This window comes from Microbacterium sp. AC215 (assembly GCF_979258645.1).
In genome coordinates this window covers 815954-833364 of record NZ_OZ409869.1, presented here as the reverse complement: position 1 = coordinate 833364, position 17411 = coordinate 815954, and the positions used below count along the sequence as shown (strand labels likewise).

The window sequence follows — 17411 nt, the reverse complement described above, 5'->3', positions numbered from 1 at the left end:
TCAACGGTGATCGCGGAGTCCGGCATATCGGTAATGACCAATACGACCACAAATGGCTTTGCCGAGTGATGTCCGCGACGGTGAGCTTACCGAAGGCGAGGGCGCCCGAGGGCATGAGACGAAGACGTTCATGATCAAGGAGGAAAACATGGCCATCACGACAGGGTTCTCGCTTCCCGGATTCCATTGGCGGCGCGGCAAGCAGGCATGGGACAGGCATACGTGGCTGTACGTGTCGGTGATCATCGCCGTCGTGCTCGGAGCCGCGGTCGGCCTCATCTGGCCCGAGGTCGGACAGAGCCTCGAACCGATCGGCAAGGGCTTCGTCTCTCTCATCAAGATGATGATCGCGCCGATCATCTTCTGCACGATCGTGGTGGGCGTCGGCTCGATCGCCAAGGCAGCGACCGTCGGCAAGATCGGCGGACTCGCGCTGCTCTACTTCATGGTCATGTCGACGTTCGCGCTGGCGATCGGGCTGGTGGTCGGCAACATCATCCACCCCGGTGCGGGCCTCGATATGGCGAACTCCAGCTATGACGCGACAGCGACCGAGGCGAAGACCACCACGGAGTTCATCCTGGGCATCATCCCGACGACGTTCTTCTCCGCCTTCACGGGCGAGAGCGTGCTGCAGGTTCTGTTCATCGCGCTGCTCGTCGGGTTCGCGCTCCAGGGACTCGGCGAAAAGGGCGCCCCGATCATGGATGCGGTCAAGAACCTCCAGAAGCTGGTCTTCCGCATCCTGGGCATGATCTTGTGGCTTGCACCGCTCGGCGCGTTCGGAGCCATCGCCGCGGTCGTCGGCAAGACGGGCATCGCCGCGATCTGGAGCCTCGGCGTGCTGATGGTCGCGTTCTACATCACCTGCATCCTGTTCATCGTGGTCGTGCTCGGAACCCTGCTCTTCGCCGTCACCCGGGTCAACATCTTCAGCCTGGTGAAGTACCTCGCCCGCGAGTACCTGCTGATCGTCGGCACCTCGTCATCTGAGTCCGCCCTTCCGCGTCTGATCGCGAAGATGGAGCACATCGGGGTATCCAAGCCCGTCGTCGGCATCACGGTCCCCACCGGGTACTCGTTCAACCTCGACGGCACGGCGATCTACCTCACGATGGCGTCGCTCTTCATCGCGACCGGCATGGGGCAGCCGATGACGATCGGTGAGCAGATCGGCTTGCTCGTCTTCATGATCATCGCCAGCAAGGGGGCCGCCGGTGTCACCGGAGCCGGACTCGCCACTCTCGCCGGCGGGCTGCAGGCTTACCGTCCCGACCTGGTCGACGGCGTCGGCGTGATCGTGGGCATCGACCGGTTCATGTCGGAGGGACGGGCCCTGACGAACTTCACCGGCAACGCGGTGGCGACGCTGCTCATCGGCACCTGGACGCGCCAGATCGATCGCGAACGCGTGCAGCAGGTGCTGAGCGGCGCGCTGCCGTTCGAGGAGTCCTCGCTCGACGGCGTGGACGACCACGGCATGGCGGACGAGAGCACGGCCGTAGACATCCAGGGCCTCAAGGAATCCGCGCTCGACGAGATGGCGGCGAAGGAGGAGCGGGCACGGGCGCGCGCGGCGCGAAGCTGAGCTGCCTGTTGAGAAGAGGGATGCGGGAGTCGACGGCAGTCGGCTCCCGCATCCGTGTGGTCAACCGCTCTTGCGTCGGAACTCGCGCCGCGTCTGCGGGGCGGGCGCGCCGTGGACGGCGGAGTCGCCATCCAGGTGGGCCTCGCCCTGCCGGTGGTGCGCGTTCTTCTTCTCGAGCGCTTCCTTGAACTTGCGCTTCATCTCCTCGCTGGAGGAGGCGCCTTCTTCGGTGCTCATGCTCGCCAGCCTAGGGCACGCATCTGAGGCATGGGTGGATCAGTTCCGTGCTCGGCGCGACACGACATCGATCGCGGCGCCGAGCCCGACGGCGACGATGACGGACACCAGGACGGCGACCAGAGGGCCTCCCGGAAGCAGCACGGCGACGATGGCGCCCACGGATGCCTGGTAGGCGGACCACCCGAACGCCGCGATCGTCACGAGCGGCAGATACCGAGCCGGCGGGATGCGCGAGGCCCCTGCCATGAGGTTGATCGCCAGTCGAGCGAAAGGGACGAAGCGCGCGGTGAAGAGCACGGTGGCGGTCCCGCCTTCCAGACGCAGCCGCGCCCAGGTGAGCGCTCGGCGCACTCGGGGCGTGCGCATCCAGCGCCATCTGTCGACGCCCACGCTGCGACCCACGAGATAGCAGGTGACGTCTCCGGCGACCGCGGCGATGCCCGCCCACAGGATCACACCCCACAGAGGAGGATCGCCGGTCGTCGATGCGACGGCGCCGAGCGCGGTCACCGCGATCTCTCCCGGAACCACCACGAAGAACGAGTCGCCCACCACGAGCAGGCTCATGACCACCAGAGCCCAGGGGCCGTCGAGCAGTTCAGTGGACACGTTCCCACCGTGGTCGTCGGAGGTGAACGGGAACCAACGCCGGGATAGCCGGTGAAGAGCCGTCCAGCATCCGGTGAACTTCTGGTGCTCCGACCCGATTCGCGCCTCGGGTGGGAGTCGAGGGCTGCATCCTGAGGACGTGAGAGTCGCGATCGTGACAGAGTCCTTCCTTCCGCACATGAACGGTGTCACCGGATCCGTCCTGCAGATCCTCAGTCACCTCGAACGTGCTGGCCATGATGCGCATGTGATCGCGCCCGATGGGACCGGCATCCCCGGGGAGGTGCACGGGGCCGCTGTGGAAGCGGTCCCCAGCCTCGCGCTGCCGGGGTACCGCAGTGTGCGCGTGGGAACCCCGCCTGCACGTCAGGTCGCGGCATCGCTGCGACGCTTCCACCCCGATGTCGTCCACCTGGCTTCGCCCTTCGCCCTCGGATGGCGAGGCGCGCTCGCCGCAGAGCACATCGGCGTCGCCGCCGTCGCCGCGTACCAGACCGATGTCGCGGCATACACGCAGAGGTATCGCATCCCTGTGGCGACCGGTGTCGCCGAATCGCACATCGCGCGGCTCCATCGGCGCGCGACCATCACGCTCGCGCCGTCGCCCGACTCGGCGCAGCAACTCGCGGAGCTCGGTGTGGATCGCATCCGTCTGTGGGGGAGAGGCGTGGATGCCGAGCGGTTCCAGCCGGCCCGCCGGAGCGCGACACTGCGCGCGGAGTGGGCGAGCGAGGTCGTGATCGGCTACGTGGGCAGGCTCGCACCCGAGAAGCAGGTGGAAGACCTGGCAGTGCTGCAGACGATCCCCGGTGCGCGCCTCGTGATCGTGGGGGACGGACCGAGCAGGCCTCGACTCGAGTCCCTGATGCCCGGTGCGTGCTTTCTCGGGCACCTCGAAGGCGACGCGCTCGCAGCAGCCATGGCATCCTTCGACGTGTTCGTGCACCCGGGAGAGAGCGAGACCTTCGGACAGACCCTCCAGGAGGCCCACGCCAGCGGGGTGCCCGTCGTCGCCACCGGTCGCGGCGGCCCCCTCGGCCTCGTCCGGATGGGAATCGACGGATGGCTCTACCGTCCCGGCGATCTCGGCGACCTGCGGATGCGCGTGGTCGACCTCACCGGCGACGGCCGCAAACGCCGGGCGTTCGGCGCCGCAGGACGCGAGGCCGTGCAGGGTCGCAGCTGGGCGAACGTCTGTTCTCAGCTGATGGGGCATTACGAGGAGGCCCGAGAGCTCAGGATGATCGATGAGGGAGCGCGCGCTCGCCGCCTGACGCGGCCGGAGCCCACCGCCCCGGTGCAAGCGCGCACCTGGCGGCGTTACGTGGCGCTGGGGGACTCGCTCACGGAAGGCCTGTGCGATCCGGCACCGGATGGTGCGCTCCGTGGATGGGCCGACCGGCTCGCCCTGCTGCTCGCCGCACGCGGAGGTCTCCGGTATGCGAACCTCGCCGTCCGGTCGAAGCGTGTGCGTGATGTGTGCGGCACCCAGCTCGATCGAGCGCTCGAACTGCAGCCGGACCTCGTGTCCATCCTGATCGGCGCCAACGATCTGGTTAAGTCGACGGTCGACGTGCCCGCGCTCGCCGCGGAGCTCGAGGGCGCGGTCACCCGGCTCCGCGACATCGGGGCCGACGTGCTGCTCGTCACTCCGTTCCTGCCCCGTCGGAGAGCGGCCGGGATCTACACCAGGAGGTTCGCGGCATTCGCCACGGCACTGTCCGGCATCGCCGCGCGGACGGGCGCGATCCTGATCGACACCGACCTGTACCCGTCGCTTCCGGATCGCCCGAACTGGGGGGAGGACCTCGTCCACCTCAGCAGTCGTGGTCACAGATTCCTCGCGTATCGCGCGGGCGAGGTCCTCTCGGTGCCGCACGCCGACGCGCTGGGGGTGCTCGATGCCGCGCTGCATGAGAACGAGCAGATCGGCGCGGGACTGTGGTGGCGCCGCCATGCGCTGCCCTGGGTGTGGCGACGACTGCACGGTCGGGCGGCCGGGGATGGCCGGGTCGCGAAGCACGACGACTACGTCTATCTCGGACGATCGAGCGCTCCGCAGGACGTCAAGGTCCACTGACCGAACCCGCCGCAGACGGAAACGGAGGACATTCAAGGCCGCGCTGATAGGCTGGAGGAGGTCGACGTGTGTCGACCGCACAACTTCATATCGACTCATGGAGCGATCGGCGGAGAGCTGGTCCCCTGTGGTGGGTTCCTCGGCGCGACGTCGGGTGGCTTTCTACTGGTGGCCAGCGCAGGTGAGATTCGCGGGGATGCCCGCGCGCCCGTATCCGGCTGAATCCGCTCCTTCATGAATGCGCTCGCGCGTCACACGGACTCGCGAGTCTAAACAAAGAAGGAGAGACCTCTTGGAAGGTCCTGAAATCACCGCCACCGAGGCCGTTCTCGACAACGGCCGCTTCGGCACCCGCACCATCCGCTTCGAGACCGGCCGCCTCGCGCAGCAGGCTCAGGGCGCAGTCGCCGCGTACCTCGACGGCGAGACCATGCTCCTCTCGGCCACCAGCGCAGGCAAGCACCCGCGCGAGGGCTTCGACTTCTTCCCGCTGACGGTCGACGTCGAAGAGCGTTCGTACGCAGCAGGCAAGATCCCCGGCTCGTTCTTCCGTCGTGAGGGACGTCCCTCGACCGAGGCGATCCTCGTCTGCCGTCTGATCGACCGTCCGCTGCGTCCGTCGTTCGTCGACGGCCTGCGCAACGAGGTCCAGATCGTCATCACCGTCCTGTCGATCGCCCCGGGCGAGTTCTACGACGCCCTCGCGATCAACGCGGCTTCCGCGTCGACGCAGATCTCGGGTCTCCCGTTCTCGGGTCCCGTCGCCGGTGTGCGCCTCGCGTTCATCCCCGGCCACGGCGAGAACGCGGACCAGTGGGTCGCGTTCCCGACGGCTGAGCAGGTCAGCGAGGCCGTGTTCGACCTGATCGTCGCCGGTCGCGTCGTCACCAAGTCCGACGGCACCGAAGACGTCGCGATCATGATGGTCGAGGCTGAGGCCACCGAGGGCAGCTGGAACCTCATCAAGGCCGGCGCCACCAAGCCCGACGAGGCTGTCGTCGCGCAGGGCCTCGAGGCGTCGAAGCCCTTCATCGCTCAGCTCGTCAAGGCTCAGGCCGAGCTCGCCGCCAGCGCGTCGAAGGAGCCGGGTGTGTACCCGGTCTTCCCGCCGTACTCCAGCGAGGTCTACGACTTCGTGGCCGAGCGCTCCTACGACGACCTGGTGAACGTCTACCAGATCGCCGACAAGCAGGAGCGTCAGGGCAAGGACGACGAGGTCAAGGACCGCGTCAGGGCGCAGCTCATCGAAGCGGTCGAAGCAGGCAACCTGCCCGCTGGAGCCCCGATCGAGTTCTCCGCAGCGTACAAGTCCGTCACGAAGAAGATCGTCCGCGGCCGCATCCTCACCGAGAGCGTGCGCATGGACGGCCGCGGCCTGGCCGACATCCGTCCGCTCGACGCCGAGGTCCAGGTCATCCCGCGCGTTCACGGCTCCGCGATCTTCCAGCGCGGCGAGACCCAGATCATGGGAATCACCACGCTGAACATGCTCAAGATGGAGCAGCAGATCGACTCGCTGTCGCCGACCACGAGCAAGCGCTACATGCACCACTACAACTTCCCGCCCTACTCGACCGGTGAGACCGGCCGGGTCGGTTCGCCGAAGCGTCGCGAGATCGGGCACGGCTTCCTCGCCGAGCGCGCGCTCGTGCCGGTGCTGCCCAGCCGCGAGGAGTTCCCCTACGCGATCCGTCAGGTCTCCGAGGCGCTGAGCTCCAACGGCTCGACGTCGATGGGTTCCGTCTGCGCGTCGACCCTGTCGCTGCTGAACGCGGGTGTGCCTCTGCGCGCAGCCGTCGCCGGCATCGCGATGGGACTCGTCTCCGATGAGGTCGACGGAGAGACGCGCTACGCGGCCCTCACCGACATCCTCGGCGCGGAGGACGCACTGGGCGACATGGACTTCAAGGTCGCCGGTACCAGCGAGTTCGTCACGGCCATCCAGCTCGACACGAAGCTCGACGGCATCCCGTCGTCGGTGCTCGCCGGCGCGCTGACCCAGGCTCGCGACGCCCGTCTGACCATCCTCAACGTGCTGAACGCCGCGATCGACGCTCCCGACGAGATGGCGCCGACCGCGCCGCGCGTCATCAGCGTGCAGATCCCGGTCGACAAGATCGGTGAGCTGATCGGCCCGAAGGGCAAGACGATCAACGCGATCCAGGACGAGACCGGCGCGCAGATCTCCATCGAGGAGGACGGCACCGTCTACATCGGCGCGACCGACGGCCCCTCGGCCGAGGCTGCCCGTGCCCAGGTCAACGCGATCGCGAACCCGACCAACCCGGAGGTGGGAGAGCAGTTCCTCGGAACCGTCGTGAAGATCGCGACGTTCGGTGCGTTCGTCTCGCTGCTGCCCGGCAAGGACGGCCTGCTGCACGTCACCGAGGTGCGCAAGCTCGCCGGTGGCAAGCGCGTCGAGAACGTCGATGACGTCCTGTCCGTCGGCCAGAAGATCCTCGTGAAGATCACGAAGATCGACGACCGCGGCAAGCTGTCGCTCGAGCCCGTGCTCGACGACGCCCCCGCAGCGGACGCAGCTCCTGCTGACGAGGCCGCTGCCGAGTAATCGCCAGCGCTTCGACACGAGGCCCGGGCTGTCCACACGGACGGTCCGGGCTTCGTCGTATCCGATGTGATCAAACCGTTATGGGAAGTTCTTGCGCCGTTCCCCGTATTGGTCGGGGAGTTCGCAGATCTCGCCTACTCTCGAAGTACGCACCGGGGGGTGCATTTCAGGCAGTGACGCAGGTCGGTACGCACCGATTGACGCGGGGGTGAGGATATGCGGTTGTTCAGTGTAGGCGCAGGAGCGCCGGCCGATCGCGCGCAGCAGGGCGCCGCAGAGCACCCGTCCGCACCCATCCCGATCGTCGGACCCGGAATAGGGGAGACCATCCGCGTCCCTCTCGGCGAGACCGGGCTCGAGACCTTTCCGCTCATGCTCGGTGCGGCGGAGTTCGGCTGGAACGTCGATCTCGAGACGAGCCATGGGATCCTCGACCGCTACGTCGAATTCGGTGGCAACGCCATCCACACCGCCGACGGATTCTCCGGCGGTCGCAGCGAGCACATCATCGGCCAATGGCTGCAGTCCAGAGGGCGACGCGACCGCGCCCTGCTGAGCGTGCGGATCGGTGCTCACGCAGACAATCCGGGTCTCGGCTCGGTGAACCTCGTCCGCGCTGTCGAGGGGTCGCTCACGCGACTCGGCGTCGAGCGCATCGACGTGCTGTATCTCGACGCGACGCTCGACCGCACGACGAATCTCGAGGACACCCTCGCGACGGTCGAGTGGATGGTCGACGCGGGCAAGATCGGCGCACTCGGCGCATTCGGCTTCGCACCCGAGCGGCTCGTGGAGGCGCGCATCCTCGCCTCGGCCGGGTACCCACGCATCGAGGTCATCGATTCGCCGTACAACCTCGTCCGCCGTCAGCCGTTCGAAGGGGACCTGCGTCTGGTGGCGGGTGCGCAGAGCCTCGCGGTCACGCCGTCGCACGCTCTCGAGCACGGTTTCCTCTCCGGTCGCCACCGCAGCAAGGCGCTGACCTCGCGGGGCGTACGCGGGGAGCAGCTGCGGGGGCATCTCAACAGGCGTGGCACGAAGATCCTGCGGGCTCTCGACCAGGTCGCGACCGAACTCGAGGTTCCCGTGGCCGCCGTGTCCATCGCGTGGCTGCTCGCGCAGCGGACCATCGCGGCGCCCATCGTCAACACCTTCGCGACCGAGCACGTCGACGAGCTGATGCAGGGCGCCGGCGTCACGCTGTCGCGCGCACAGGTCACCGATCTCACTCGCGCCGGCAACTGAGCGTCGTAACGCCTCTGTCACAGACCTGGCATAGGGTGGAGTGAATCCCGGCGGACGCTGTCGATGAAGCGAGCGAGTTTGTGACGCATTACATATATCTGGTCAGACATGGTGAACATCAGGACGCCGAGCACGGTCTCGCCGACGGACCCCTGTCGCCGCGTGGCCAGCGTCAGGCCGAACTCATCGCAGATCGGCTCTCGGGACTCCCGCTCGACGCCGTCTGGCACTCTCCGCTCCTGCGCGCCAACGAGACGGCCCGTGCGATCGCCGAGCGGCTCCCGTCGGTCGATCCAGAGCCGACCGCACTGCTGTTCGACTGCGTGCCCACGGGGATGACCGACGAGACCCCGGCCGCCTACGAACCGTTCTTCGGCTCGGTGACCGAGGCGGAGCTCGATGCCGGGCGTGCTCAGATGTTCGACGCGGTCAACGAGTTCCTGGTGCGCAAACCGGGTGACGTGCACGAGGTGCTCATCACCCACAACTTCGTGATCTCGTGGTTCGTGCGGGAGGTCCTCGGTGCCCCCGAGTGGCGATGGATGACCTTGAACCAGGCGCACTGCGGCCTCACGGTGATCGCCCAGAAACAGGGCCGGCCCTGGACGCTCCTCACTCACAACGACACCGGGCACCTCCCGGTCGAGCTGCGCACCGGCATCCCCGATGCGATGCCCGTCTGATTCCCGGTTGATTCCCTGAGTTCCGGCCCGCCGCGCCGGGCGGATCGACGTCGCGAAATAGACTGAACGCATGACCACCCAGGTAGCACTCGTCGGCGGAACCGGGAAGCTCGGATCGATCATCGGTGCGGTGATCGACGAGCTCGAGGGCTTCGAGGTGACGCGCGTGCTGACGTCTCGTAGCGACCTCGCCGAGCTCGACGGTGCGGACCTGGTGATCGATGCGACCACGCCTCAGGTCAGTGTCGACGTCGTGCGCGCTGCGGTCGAGCGCGAGATCAACATTCTTGTCGCCACGTCGGGATGGTCCACCGAGCGGATCGCACTCGTGCGTCCTCTGGTGGAGAACGCCGGAACCGGGGCTGTCTTCATCCCGAACTTCTCGCTGGGATCGGTGCTCGGTTCGGCTCTGGCCGCAGCAGCCGCGCCGTTCTTCGGATCGGCGGAGATCGTCGAGGCACACCATGAGGCGAAGGTGGATTCGCCGAGCGGCACTGCGGTGCGCACGGCCGAGCTCATCGCCGCCGCACGCGCCGAACAGGGTCCCGTCAGCGCACCGCACGCCGACCAGCGAGCGCGCGGACAGCAGGTCGGCAGCGTGCCGATCCACTCGCTCCGGCGTCCCGGCGTCATCGCCAAACAGGAGGTCGTCCTGTCCGGCCCCGGTGAGTCCCTCACGTTCACGCATGACACGGTCGACCCCGCACTCGCCTACGCCCCGGGCATCCGTCTCGCGGTGCCGTTCGCGGCCCAGGCGATCGGCGTCTTCGTCGGGCTCGAGAGCATGATCGACATCGGCATCCGCTCGTGATGTCGCGGATCGGCGTCGGCCTGATGGCCGCCGCACTGCTGGTCTACCTCGCCGTCGCCATCTGGTTGGCCGTGATGTTCTTCGCTGTCGGCACACCGGTGTCCATCGGCATGGGCATCGCGCTGATCGTTCTCGCCCCGATCGGGGCATGGGCGCTTGTCCGAGAGATGCAGTTCGGGTTCGCTGCCGACCGGCTCGGGCGTGAGCTCGATGCCGAGGGCGGTATGCCCGCGGCGGAGTCCGAGCTGACGCCGAGTGGCCGAATCGCTCGTGCCGACGCCGACCCGCTCATCGCGAGATACGCGGGGGAGGCGGATGCGGAGCCGACGGACTGGCGCGCGCGCTACCGACTCGGCGTCGTCCAGGATGCCGCTGGCCGCCGCAAGGACGCTCGCGCCAGCATCCGCGAGGCGATTCGCATCGCTCGCGGATGACCGACGTCAGGCGAGCGTGGCCTCGAGCGTGATCTCGATGCCGGCGAGCGCCTGCGATACGGGGCAGCCGACCTTCGCCTCGGCAGCGATCGACTGGAACTCCTCAGGGCTGAGCCCGGGGACGACCGCGTTCACGTTGAGGTGGCTTCCGCTGATTCCGACACCGGGCTTGAAGGTGACGGACGCGCTCGTGTTGACGCGCTCCGGCGGAGTGCCGTTCTCGGACAGCGCGTGAGACAGCGCCATGCTGAAACACGACGCGTGGGCGGCGGCGATCAGCTCTTCAGGCGTGGTGGTGGTGTCGCTGCCCTCGCTGCGGGCCTTCCAGTTGATCGGGAAGGTCCCGAGCTTCGACGAGGAGAACGCGACTGTGCCCGAGCCCTCGGTGAGGGATCCGGTCCAGGTGGTGGTGGCTTCGCTGGTGACGGGCATGATTCCTCCGTTGTATCGCGCGCTGCTCGATGCGGGTCGCGTGTGCGGCCAGCCTATCGAGCGTGGGCGTGCGGCGGAACAGCGCTCAGGCGGTCGACGCCGCGCGACCGAGGATGCCTGCTCGCTGCAGCAGCAGATAGATCTGGCATCCGAGGCAGAAGGAGAACGCCGCATTGAGGAAGGCGGCGATGAAAGCGGCGGCGGTCGCGATGGGCAGCGCCCACGGGACCCCGGCGAGGTGCAGCACGAGACCGATCGTGACGACGACGAGACCGACACCCTGGGCGAACCGCGGTGGACGCGGATCCTCGAGCTCGGTCGGAGCGGCCAGTCTCGGACGGATGACCCTGCGGAACACGACGCCCCATGGTGCAGTCGCGGGTGACAGGACGCCCCACAGGAACAGCAGGGCGATCACGATCGTGAGGAGGAACCCCGGGTCCAGCGCGCGCTGTGCAAGGGTCGCCGACGTCACGGCCCACGTGGCCGAGTCGATGTCGGCCGAGTCGAGCGGCTGATAGGCGAACCAGCCGAAGGTCCGTGCGGTCGAGATGCCGACCAGCGCCAGATATGTCGCGACGAGCAGCAGCACTGTCGTGACCGTCGCTGCGAATCGCGGGCCGCGGGGATCGATGCCGGCCGGTGTCGTCATGTGCTTTCCGTCCTCGTCATACGGTTGCCAGCGCGTCGTTCAGCGCGTGTCGATGGGGCACGCCATGGAAGCGTGCGCGGACGGCTCCTGATCCGTCGACGATGAAGGTCGTCGGTGTCTGCATGACCTTGTATCGAGCCGACAGATCCGGTCGATGCGTCAGGTCGACCTCCACGTGGTCCAGGCCCTCCGATTCTGCGACGTAGCTGCTGAGCATGCGTCGTACCTGGGGGCAGCGGGTGCACATCTCGGTGCTGAACTGCACGACTGTCGCTCTCGCGCCCAGGCGCGACACGCCCGCGTCGTTCGGATCGAAGCGCAGATGGCCGCCTCCGCGACGCCGTCCGTCGAGAAGTCTCAGCACGACACCGATCGTGCCGGCGAGCACGAGCAGCGCTGCGGCGAGGAGAAGGGCGACGGCGGGTGACATGCGTCGAGAATACGGGCGATCCGGCACCGCCCGGGCCGATATGTCGCATCGTGACGATCCGACTCGACAGCCCCCAGGGCGGGTAGTCTGGCACACATGAGCGCAGCCGTCCCGACGCCGTACGAAGACCTTCTCCGAGACGTGCTGGAGTCCGGCACTCACAAGTCCGATCGAACAGGAACCGGCACCACCAGCGTCTTCGGGCGGCAGATCCGCTTCGATCTCTCCGAGGGCTTCCCGCTCATCACCACGAAGCGGGTGCACTTCAAGTCGATCGCCTACGAGCTCCTCTGGTTCCTCAGGGGCGACTCGAATGTGAAGTGGCTGCAGGAGCATGGCGTCACCATCTGGGACGAATGGGCGGATGCCGACGGCGATCTGGGTCCGGTCTACGGAGTGCAGTGGCGCAGCTGGCCGACGCCGGAGGGTGAGAGCATCGATCAGCTCGCTCAGGTGATCGAGCAGATCCGGCAGACGCCCGACTCCCGGCGACTCATCGTGTCTGCCTGGAACCCGGCGGACATCCCCGACATGGCGCTTGCTCCCTGTCACGCCCTGTTCCAGTTCTACGTGGCGGACGGCAAGCTCTCCTGCCAGCTCTATCAGCGCAGCGCCGACCTGTTCCTCGGCGTCCCGTTCAACATCGCGTCCTACGCCCTGCTGACGTTGATGGTCGCCCAGCAGGTGGGACTCGAGCCGGGTGACTTCGTCTGGACCGGGGGTGACTGCCACATCTACGACAATCACCTCGACCAGGTGAATGAACAGCTCACGCGCGAACCGTATCCATACCCGACGCTGAGGTTCGCCCGGAAGCCCGAGTCGATCCTCGACTACGACTACGAGGACTTCGTCGTCGAGGATTACCAGCACCACGCTCCGATCAGGGCGGCGGTCGCGGTATGACCTGGGTCGGGCTGATCTGGGCCGAGGCGCACGGCGGCGTCATCGGAGCAGAGGGCGGCATGCCCTGGAACGTCCCCGAGGATCTCGCTCACTTCAAGGAAGTCACCCTCGGCGCTCCCGTGATCATGGGTCGCAAGACGTGGGACTCGCTCCCTGAGCGCTTCCGCCCGCTTCCAGGGCGAGAGAACATCGTCATCACCCGCCAGCAGGACTGGTCCGCGGACGGCGCCCGTCGTGCCGCGACCGTCACGGACGCGGTGCGCGGCCACGAGAAGGTATGGATCATCGGCGGCGCCGAGATCTTCCGCCTGGTGATCGCCGACGCCGACCGCCTCGAAGTCACCGAGCTCGACATCGAGGTCTCCGGCGACGCGTATGCGCCGTCCAAAGCCGGGTGGCGGCTCGTGAACGAGGGGGAGTGGCAGACGTCGCGCTCCGGCATCCGGTTCCGCTTCCTGGGATACGAGCGCTGATGCCCACCGCACTGATCACCGGAGCGAGCGCCGGCCTCGGCGCAGAGTTCGCGCGCCAGTTGGCCCGGCGCCGAGCCGATCTGATCCTCGTCGCACGTTCCGCCGGCGATCTCGAGGTCGTGGCGGCCGAGTTGCGCAGCGAGCACGGTGTCGCGGTCGAGGTGCTTCCCGCCGACCTGTCGATCGACGAGGATGTCGAGCGCGTGGCCGACCGTCTCCGTGATGCCTCCGATCCGGTCGACCTTCTCATCAACAACGCAGGCTTCGGCCTCCCGCTGCAGTTCGCCGACAACGACATCGACGACGAGGTGCGCCATCTGCGCGTTCACGTCGAGGCGTCGATGCGGCTCATGCACGCGGCGCTTCAGACGATGCGCGGCCGTGGGGGCCGGATCATCAACGTCGCGTCCGTCGCAGGGTTCATCTCGCGCTCCACGTATTCCGCGTGCAAGAGCTGGTTGATCGGATTCAGCCGCTGGGCGAATGTCGAGTACGCACCCGACGGAGTGACGGTCACCGCCGTCTGCCCGGGTTTCACGCACACGACCTTCCACGAGCGGATGGGACTCGAACCGGGGCACGAGGGCGTTCCCGGCTTCATGTGGCTCGACGCCCGGAATGTGGTCCGCGAGGCGCTCCGTGACGCGGCGCGCGGAAGGGCCGTCTCGATCCCGTCGCTGCGTTACAAGGCGATCGTCGCTGTCGCGTCCCTGCTTCCGAGCGCGCTGACCTCCGGCGTCGCACGTCGCGGCCGCGTCTGATCTGAACGTCGACCGCGTCCCGCTGCGGGCGCGCCGTGCGCGAATGAGGGCGCTAGGAGATCAGCGGAATCTGCCCAGACGGATACCGGCGTATCCGATCGCCGCCACGGTCTCTCCATCGGTGATGCGGCCATCGGAGATCATGCCGAGGACGTCGGAGAACGGTACCCAGGTGACGGCGTCGATGCCCTCCTCCGCCTGCGTGCGAGTGGAGTCGTCGGACGGAGTCAGTCCCCGAGCGAGGAACACGTGCTCGGGGGCGTGGGCGATCCCGTTCAGGGCGTTCATCGTTCCGAGTTCCGTCCAGTCCTCGGCGACGAAGCCCGTCTCCTCGAGCAGCTCGCGCTGCGCTGCCGCGAGCGGTTCTTCGCCGTCGCTTCCTCCGGCAGGAATCTCGATCGAGACTCCGGTCGTGTAGCGCTCGAGAGTGATGAGGCAGACGCGGTCCTCGTCATCGAGTGCGACGACGAAGACTGCCGGATGCCGCATGGTCACCACGCCGTAGATGCCATCGCCCCCGGGCCCCGTGACCTGGTCCTCCCGAACCTCGATCCACCGGTTCTCGTACACCGTCGACGATTCGCGTGTGACCCATGCCATGGAGTCGAGCCTATGTGGATCCCAATCAAGATGATGGTCGCGATCGTCCGGGGAGATGTCATCCGCCGTCCCTCGTCTGGGTGAGCGGCATTCGAACCGATACGCTGGGGGCATGACGCACTCGGGCAACCCCTTCGGACAGGTTCTCGTCGCGCTCGTCACTCCGATGACGGCCGACGGCGAAGTCGATTGGCCCGCCGTCGAGAAGCACATCGATGACGTCATCACCGCCGGTGCTGACGGAATCGTCGTGACGGGAACGACCGGCGAGACCTCGACCCTGACGGACCCTGAGAAGCTCAAGCTCGTCGAGGTCGGAAAGTCGGTCTCGGCCGGACGCGCCAAGATCATCACCGGCGGTGGATCCAACGAGACCGCGCACGCGATCGAGCTCTACAAGGCGAGCGAGAAGGCCGGCGCAGACGCCATCATGATCGTCACGCCGTACTACAACAAGCCGACCCAGGCCGGGATCCTCACGCATTTCCGCCTGGTGGCCGACGCCACGGACCTGCCGGTGATCCTCTACGACATCCCCGGTCGCACCGGCGTGCCGATCAAGTACGAGACCATCCTGCGCCTCGCCAAGCACCCGAACATCCTCGCCGTGAAGGACGCCAAGGGCGACTTCTCCGAGGTGAGCCGCGTCCTGAACCAGACCGACCTCATGTACTTCTCGGGAGACGACGCGAATGTTCTGCCACATCTCGCCATCGGCGCGACCGGCCTGATCGGCGTGACCGCCAACGTCGCGGCGGCTCCGTACCGCACTATCATCGACGCCGTCAACCGAGGCGACCTGACGACGGCCACGGCAGAGCACAAGAGGCTCGAGCCGCTCGTGCGCGCGGTCATGACGCATGTCCCGGGAACCGTCGCCGCGAAGTACATCCTGCACGGCCTGGGCCGGATCTCCAGCCCCCGCGTGCGTCTGCCCCTGGTGGGTCCTGAAGAGTGGGAGGCCGCGCTCATCGAGGACGAGCTCGATCTCGTGAGGGACGTTCCGGGAGCAGACTTCTCCAACTTCCGCCCCGACCGCAACGCGGCCGCGGGCGGCGCCCTGCCGAAGGTGCACGGCACGACCCGCTGAGAACGCACGCGCCGAGGCGCGTCACCATGAACGAACGGACGCGTGGAGTGTCCGACTGAGGAGACAGCATGTCCATCCCGCTCGCAGAACCCGCAGCTCTCGACGAGGGGACGCTGCGGGTCACTCCGCTCGGCGGACTCGGTGAGATCGGTCGCAACATGACCATCTTCGAGTTCGACGGCAAGATCCTGATCGTCGACTGCGGAGTGCTCTTCCCGGAGGAGCACCAGCCCGGAGTCGACCTGATCCTGCCGGACTTCGAGCCGATCAAGAGCCGCCTCGACGACATCGTCGGAGTCGTCCTCACCCACGGGCACGAGGACCACATCGGTGCCGTTCCCTACCTGCTGCGCCTGAAGAGCGACATCCCCGTGATCGGATCGGGCCTCACGCTCGCGCTGGTCGAGGCGAAGCTCAAGGAGCACCGCATCAAGGCCTACACCCTCACGGTGAAGGAGGGCCAGCGGGAGCAGGTCGGACCGTTCGACCTCGAGTTCGTCGCGGTCAACCACTCGATCCCGGACGCACTCGCCGTGGCGATCCGCACTCCCGCGGGCCTCGTGCTGGCGACCGGCGACTTCAAGATGGACCAGCTTCCGCTCGACGGACGCATCACCGACCTCCGCGCGTTCGCCCGCCTCGGCGAGGAAGGGGTCGACCTGTTCCTCGTCGACTCGACGAACGCCGACGTGCCCGGGTTCACTCCCACGGAGCGCTCGATCGGCCCCGTGCTCGATCAGGTCATCGGCAAGGCGCCTCGCCGGGTCATCGTCGCGAGCTTCTCGAGTCACGTGCACCGCGTGCAGCAGGTTCTCGACGCCGCGCATGCGCACGGCCGACGGGTCGCGCTGCTCGGACGCAGCATGCTGCGCAACATGACGATCGCCGAGGACCTCGGATACCTGAAGGTGCCGAGCGGTCTTCTCATCGACTACAAGAAGGCCCGCGACCTTCCGGACGACAAGATCGTCTACATGTCCACCGGCTCGCAGGGCGAGCCCATGGCCGTTCTGAGTCGCATGGCCAACCTCGACCATGCGATCGAGCCCGGACCGGGTGACACCGTCATCCTGGCCTCGAGCCTCATCCCCGGCAACGAGAATGCCGTGTACCGCGTGATCGACGGTCTGACCAAGCTCGGCGCGAACGTGGTGCACAAGGCGAACGCCAAGGTGCACGTCTCGGGCCATGCTGCAGCGGGTGAGCTCATCTACTGCTACAACATCCTGCGACCCAAGAACGTGCTGCCGGTGCACGGCGAGTACCGCCATCTGATCGCCAACGCCAAGCTGGCGCAGGACACGGGCATCGAGGCCGAGCGCACGATCATCGCCTCGAACGGCACGGTCATCGACCTGAAGGGCGGCGACGCCCGAGTGGTCGGCCAGCTCGATCTCGGTTTCGTGTACGTCGACGGCTCGACCGTCGGCGCGATCACGGACGCAGACCTCAAGGATCGTCGGATCCTGGCTGAAGAGGGCTTCGTCTCCGTGATCGTCGTGGTCGATGCCGCCACCGGTCGCATCATCTCCGGTCCGGAAATCCACGCGCGTGGCATCGCCGAAGACGATTCCGTCTTCGATGACGTCACCCCGAAGATCATCGCCGCCCTCAAGGAGGCCTCCGGCAACGGCGTGCGCGACACGCATGCGCTCTCGCAGGTCATCCGTCGGACCATCGGGCGCTGGGTCAACCAGAAGCTCCGTCGTCGTCCGATGATCGTCCCGCTGGTCATCGAAGCGTGATCGGAGCCCGGTGGTTCGCGGGTTCCCAGTCGACCGACACTCGGCTGTAACGCGAACGGCCTA

Annotated in this window: 18 protein-coding genes; 12 read left to right on the top strand and 6 right to left on the bottom strand. The window is 67.2% G+C overall.

Annotated features, from left to right (window positions below; all coding sequences use genetic code 11):
- Positions 1 to 148: 148 nt before the first annotated feature.
- Positions 149 to 1588, top strand: a complete 1440-nt coding sequence (locus ACZZZF_RS04360; RefSeq protein WP_053099083.1) for a cation:dicarboxylate symporter family transporter — start codon at positions 149 to 151, stop codon at positions 1586 to 1588.
- 60 nt (positions 1589 to 1648) lie between these two features.
- Here the strand turns inward: ACZZZF_RS04360 and ACZZZF_RS04355 are convergent, their stop codons facing one another.
- Complete coding sequence (locus ACZZZF_RS04355) at positions 1649 to 1825, bottom strand: DUF5302 domain-containing protein (RefSeq protein WP_091232420.1); 177 nt, start codon at positions 1823 to 1825, stop codon at positions 1649 to 1651.
- Positions 1826 to 1864: 39 nt separating this feature from the next.
- The gene (locus tag ACZZZF_RS04350) at positions 1865 to 2437 is read right to left on the bottom strand and encodes a DedA family protein (protein WP_463497202.1); all 573 of its coding nucleotides are present in this window, start codon (positions 2435 to 2437) and stop codon (positions 1865 to 1867) included.
- A gap of 154 nt (positions 2438 to 2591) precedes the next feature.
- Here ACZZZF_RS04350 and ACZZZF_RS04345 point away from each other — a divergent pair, with 154 nt between their 5' ends.
- The 6 genes from ACZZZF_RS04345 to ACZZZF_RS04320 all read left to right on the top strand — a co-directional run bounded on the left by ACZZZF_RS04345 (position 2592) and on the right by ACZZZF_RS04320 (position 10259).
- Positions 2592 to 4517 (top strand): GDSL-type esterase/lipase family protein, encoded by a 1926-nt coding sequence (locus ACZZZF_RS04345; RefSeq protein WP_463497201.1) that lies wholly within the window; start codon positions 2592 to 2594, stop codon positions 4515 to 4517.
- Between the two features lie 292 nt (positions 4518 to 4809).
- Positions 4810 to 7086 carry a polyribonucleotide nucleotidyltransferase gene (locus ACZZZF_RS04340; protein WP_463497198.1) on the top strand — a complete coding sequence of 759 codons (2277 nt, stop codon included), beginning with the start codon at positions 4810 to 4812 and terminating at the stop codon, positions 7084 to 7086.
- 216 nt (positions 7087 to 7302) lie between these two features.
- Positions 7303 to 8331, top strand: coding sequence for an aldo/keto reductase (locus ACZZZF_RS04335; protein ID WP_463497195.1), 1029 nt, complete (start codon positions 7303 to 7305; stop codon positions 8329 to 8331).
- Between the two features lie 80 nt (positions 8332 to 8411).
- Positions 8412 to 9014, top strand: a complete 603-nt coding sequence (locus ACZZZF_RS04330) for a histidine phosphatase family protein (protein WP_053095819.1) — start codon at positions 8412 to 8414, stop codon at positions 9012 to 9014.
- Between the two features lie 70 nt (positions 9015 to 9084).
- Positions 9085 to 9825, top strand: a complete 741-nt coding sequence (dapB, locus tag ACZZZF_RS04325; RefSeq protein ID WP_053095820.1) for a 4-hydroxy-tetrahydrodipicolinate reductase — start codon at positions 9085 to 9087, stop codon at positions 9823 to 9825.
- Positions 9825 to 10259 carry a hypothetical protein gene (locus tag ACZZZF_RS04320; RefSeq protein ID WP_083569321.1) on the top strand — a complete coding sequence of 145 codons (435 nt, stop codon included), beginning with the start codon at positions 9825 to 9827 and terminating at the stop codon, positions 10257 to 10259. Before dapB ends, ACZZZF_RS04320 begins: the two co-directional genes overlap by 1 nt.
- A gap of 6 nt (positions 10260 to 10265) precedes the next feature.
- Here the strand turns inward: ACZZZF_RS04320 and ACZZZF_RS04315 are convergent, their stop codons facing one another.
- The 3 genes from ACZZZF_RS04315 to ACZZZF_RS04305 form a co-directional block, all read right to left on the bottom strand.
- On the bottom strand, positions 10266 to 10691 hold the full coding sequence (locus ACZZZF_RS04315) for an OsmC family peroxiredoxin (RefSeq protein ID WP_056278497.1): 426 nt from the start codon (positions 10689 to 10691) through the stop codon (positions 10266 to 10268).
- An 85-nt stretch (positions 10692 to 10776) separates the two neighbouring features.
- Entirely contained in the window at positions 10777 to 11343 is a 567-nt protein-coding gene (locus tag ACZZZF_RS04310) for a DUF4395 domain-containing protein (RefSeq protein WP_463497194.1), read from the bottom strand.
- 16 nt (positions 11344 to 11359) lie between these two features.
- Positions 11360 to 11773, bottom strand: a complete 414-nt coding sequence (locus ACZZZF_RS04305; protein WP_053095824.1) for a thioredoxin family protein — start codon at positions 11771 to 11773, stop codon at positions 11360 to 11362.
- Positions 11774 to 11869: 96 nt separating this feature from the next.
- On the opposite strand from ACZZZF_RS04305, the gene ACZZZF_RS04300 reads away from it, so the two are divergent.
- The 3 genes from ACZZZF_RS04300 to ACZZZF_RS04290 are packed head-to-tail and all read left to right on the top strand — an operon-like array spanning position 11870 to position 13913.
- On the top strand, positions 11870 to 12679 hold the full coding sequence (locus ACZZZF_RS04300) for a thymidylate synthase (RefSeq protein WP_320488063.1): 810 nt from the start codon (positions 11870 to 11872) through the stop codon (positions 12677 to 12679).
- The gene (locus tag ACZZZF_RS04295; RefSeq protein WP_053095826.1) at positions 12676 to 13152 is read left to right on the top strand and encodes a dihydrofolate reductase; all 477 of its coding nucleotides are present in this window, start codon (positions 12676 to 12678) and stop codon (positions 13150 to 13152) included. The genes ACZZZF_RS04300 and ACZZZF_RS04295 overlap by 4 nt, the downstream gene beginning before the upstream one ends.
- Positions 13152 to 13913, top strand: coding sequence for an SDR family NAD(P)-dependent oxidoreductase (locus tag ACZZZF_RS04290; RefSeq protein ID WP_056278502.1), 762 nt, complete (start codon positions 13152 to 13154; stop codon positions 13911 to 13913). Before ACZZZF_RS04295 ends, ACZZZF_RS04290 begins: the two co-directional genes overlap by 1 nt.
- 60 nt (positions 13914 to 13973) lie before the next feature.
- Here the strand turns inward: ACZZZF_RS04290 and ACZZZF_RS04285 are convergent, their stop codons facing one another.
- Entirely contained in the window at positions 13974 to 14513 is a 540-nt protein-coding gene (locus ACZZZF_RS04285) for an NUDIX domain-containing protein (protein ID WP_072591150.1), read from the bottom strand.
- A 112-nt stretch (positions 14514 to 14625) separates the two neighbouring features.
- On the opposite strand from ACZZZF_RS04285, the gene dapA reads away from it, so the two are divergent.
- Together dapA and ACZZZF_RS04275 are read left to right on the top strand one after the other, a co-directional pair.
- On the top strand, positions 14626 to 15603 hold the full coding sequence (gene dapA / locus ACZZZF_RS04280) for a 4-hydroxy-tetrahydrodipicolinate synthase (protein ID WP_053095829.1): 978 nt from the start codon (positions 14626 to 14628) through the stop codon (positions 15601 to 15603).
- A gap of 68 nt (positions 15604 to 15671) precedes the next feature.
- On the top strand, positions 15672 to 17348 hold the full coding sequence (locus ACZZZF_RS04275; RefSeq protein WP_053095830.1) for a ribonuclease J: 1677 nt from the start codon (positions 15672 to 15674) through the stop codon (positions 17346 to 17348).
- Positions 17349 to 17411: the final 63 nt, after the last annotated feature.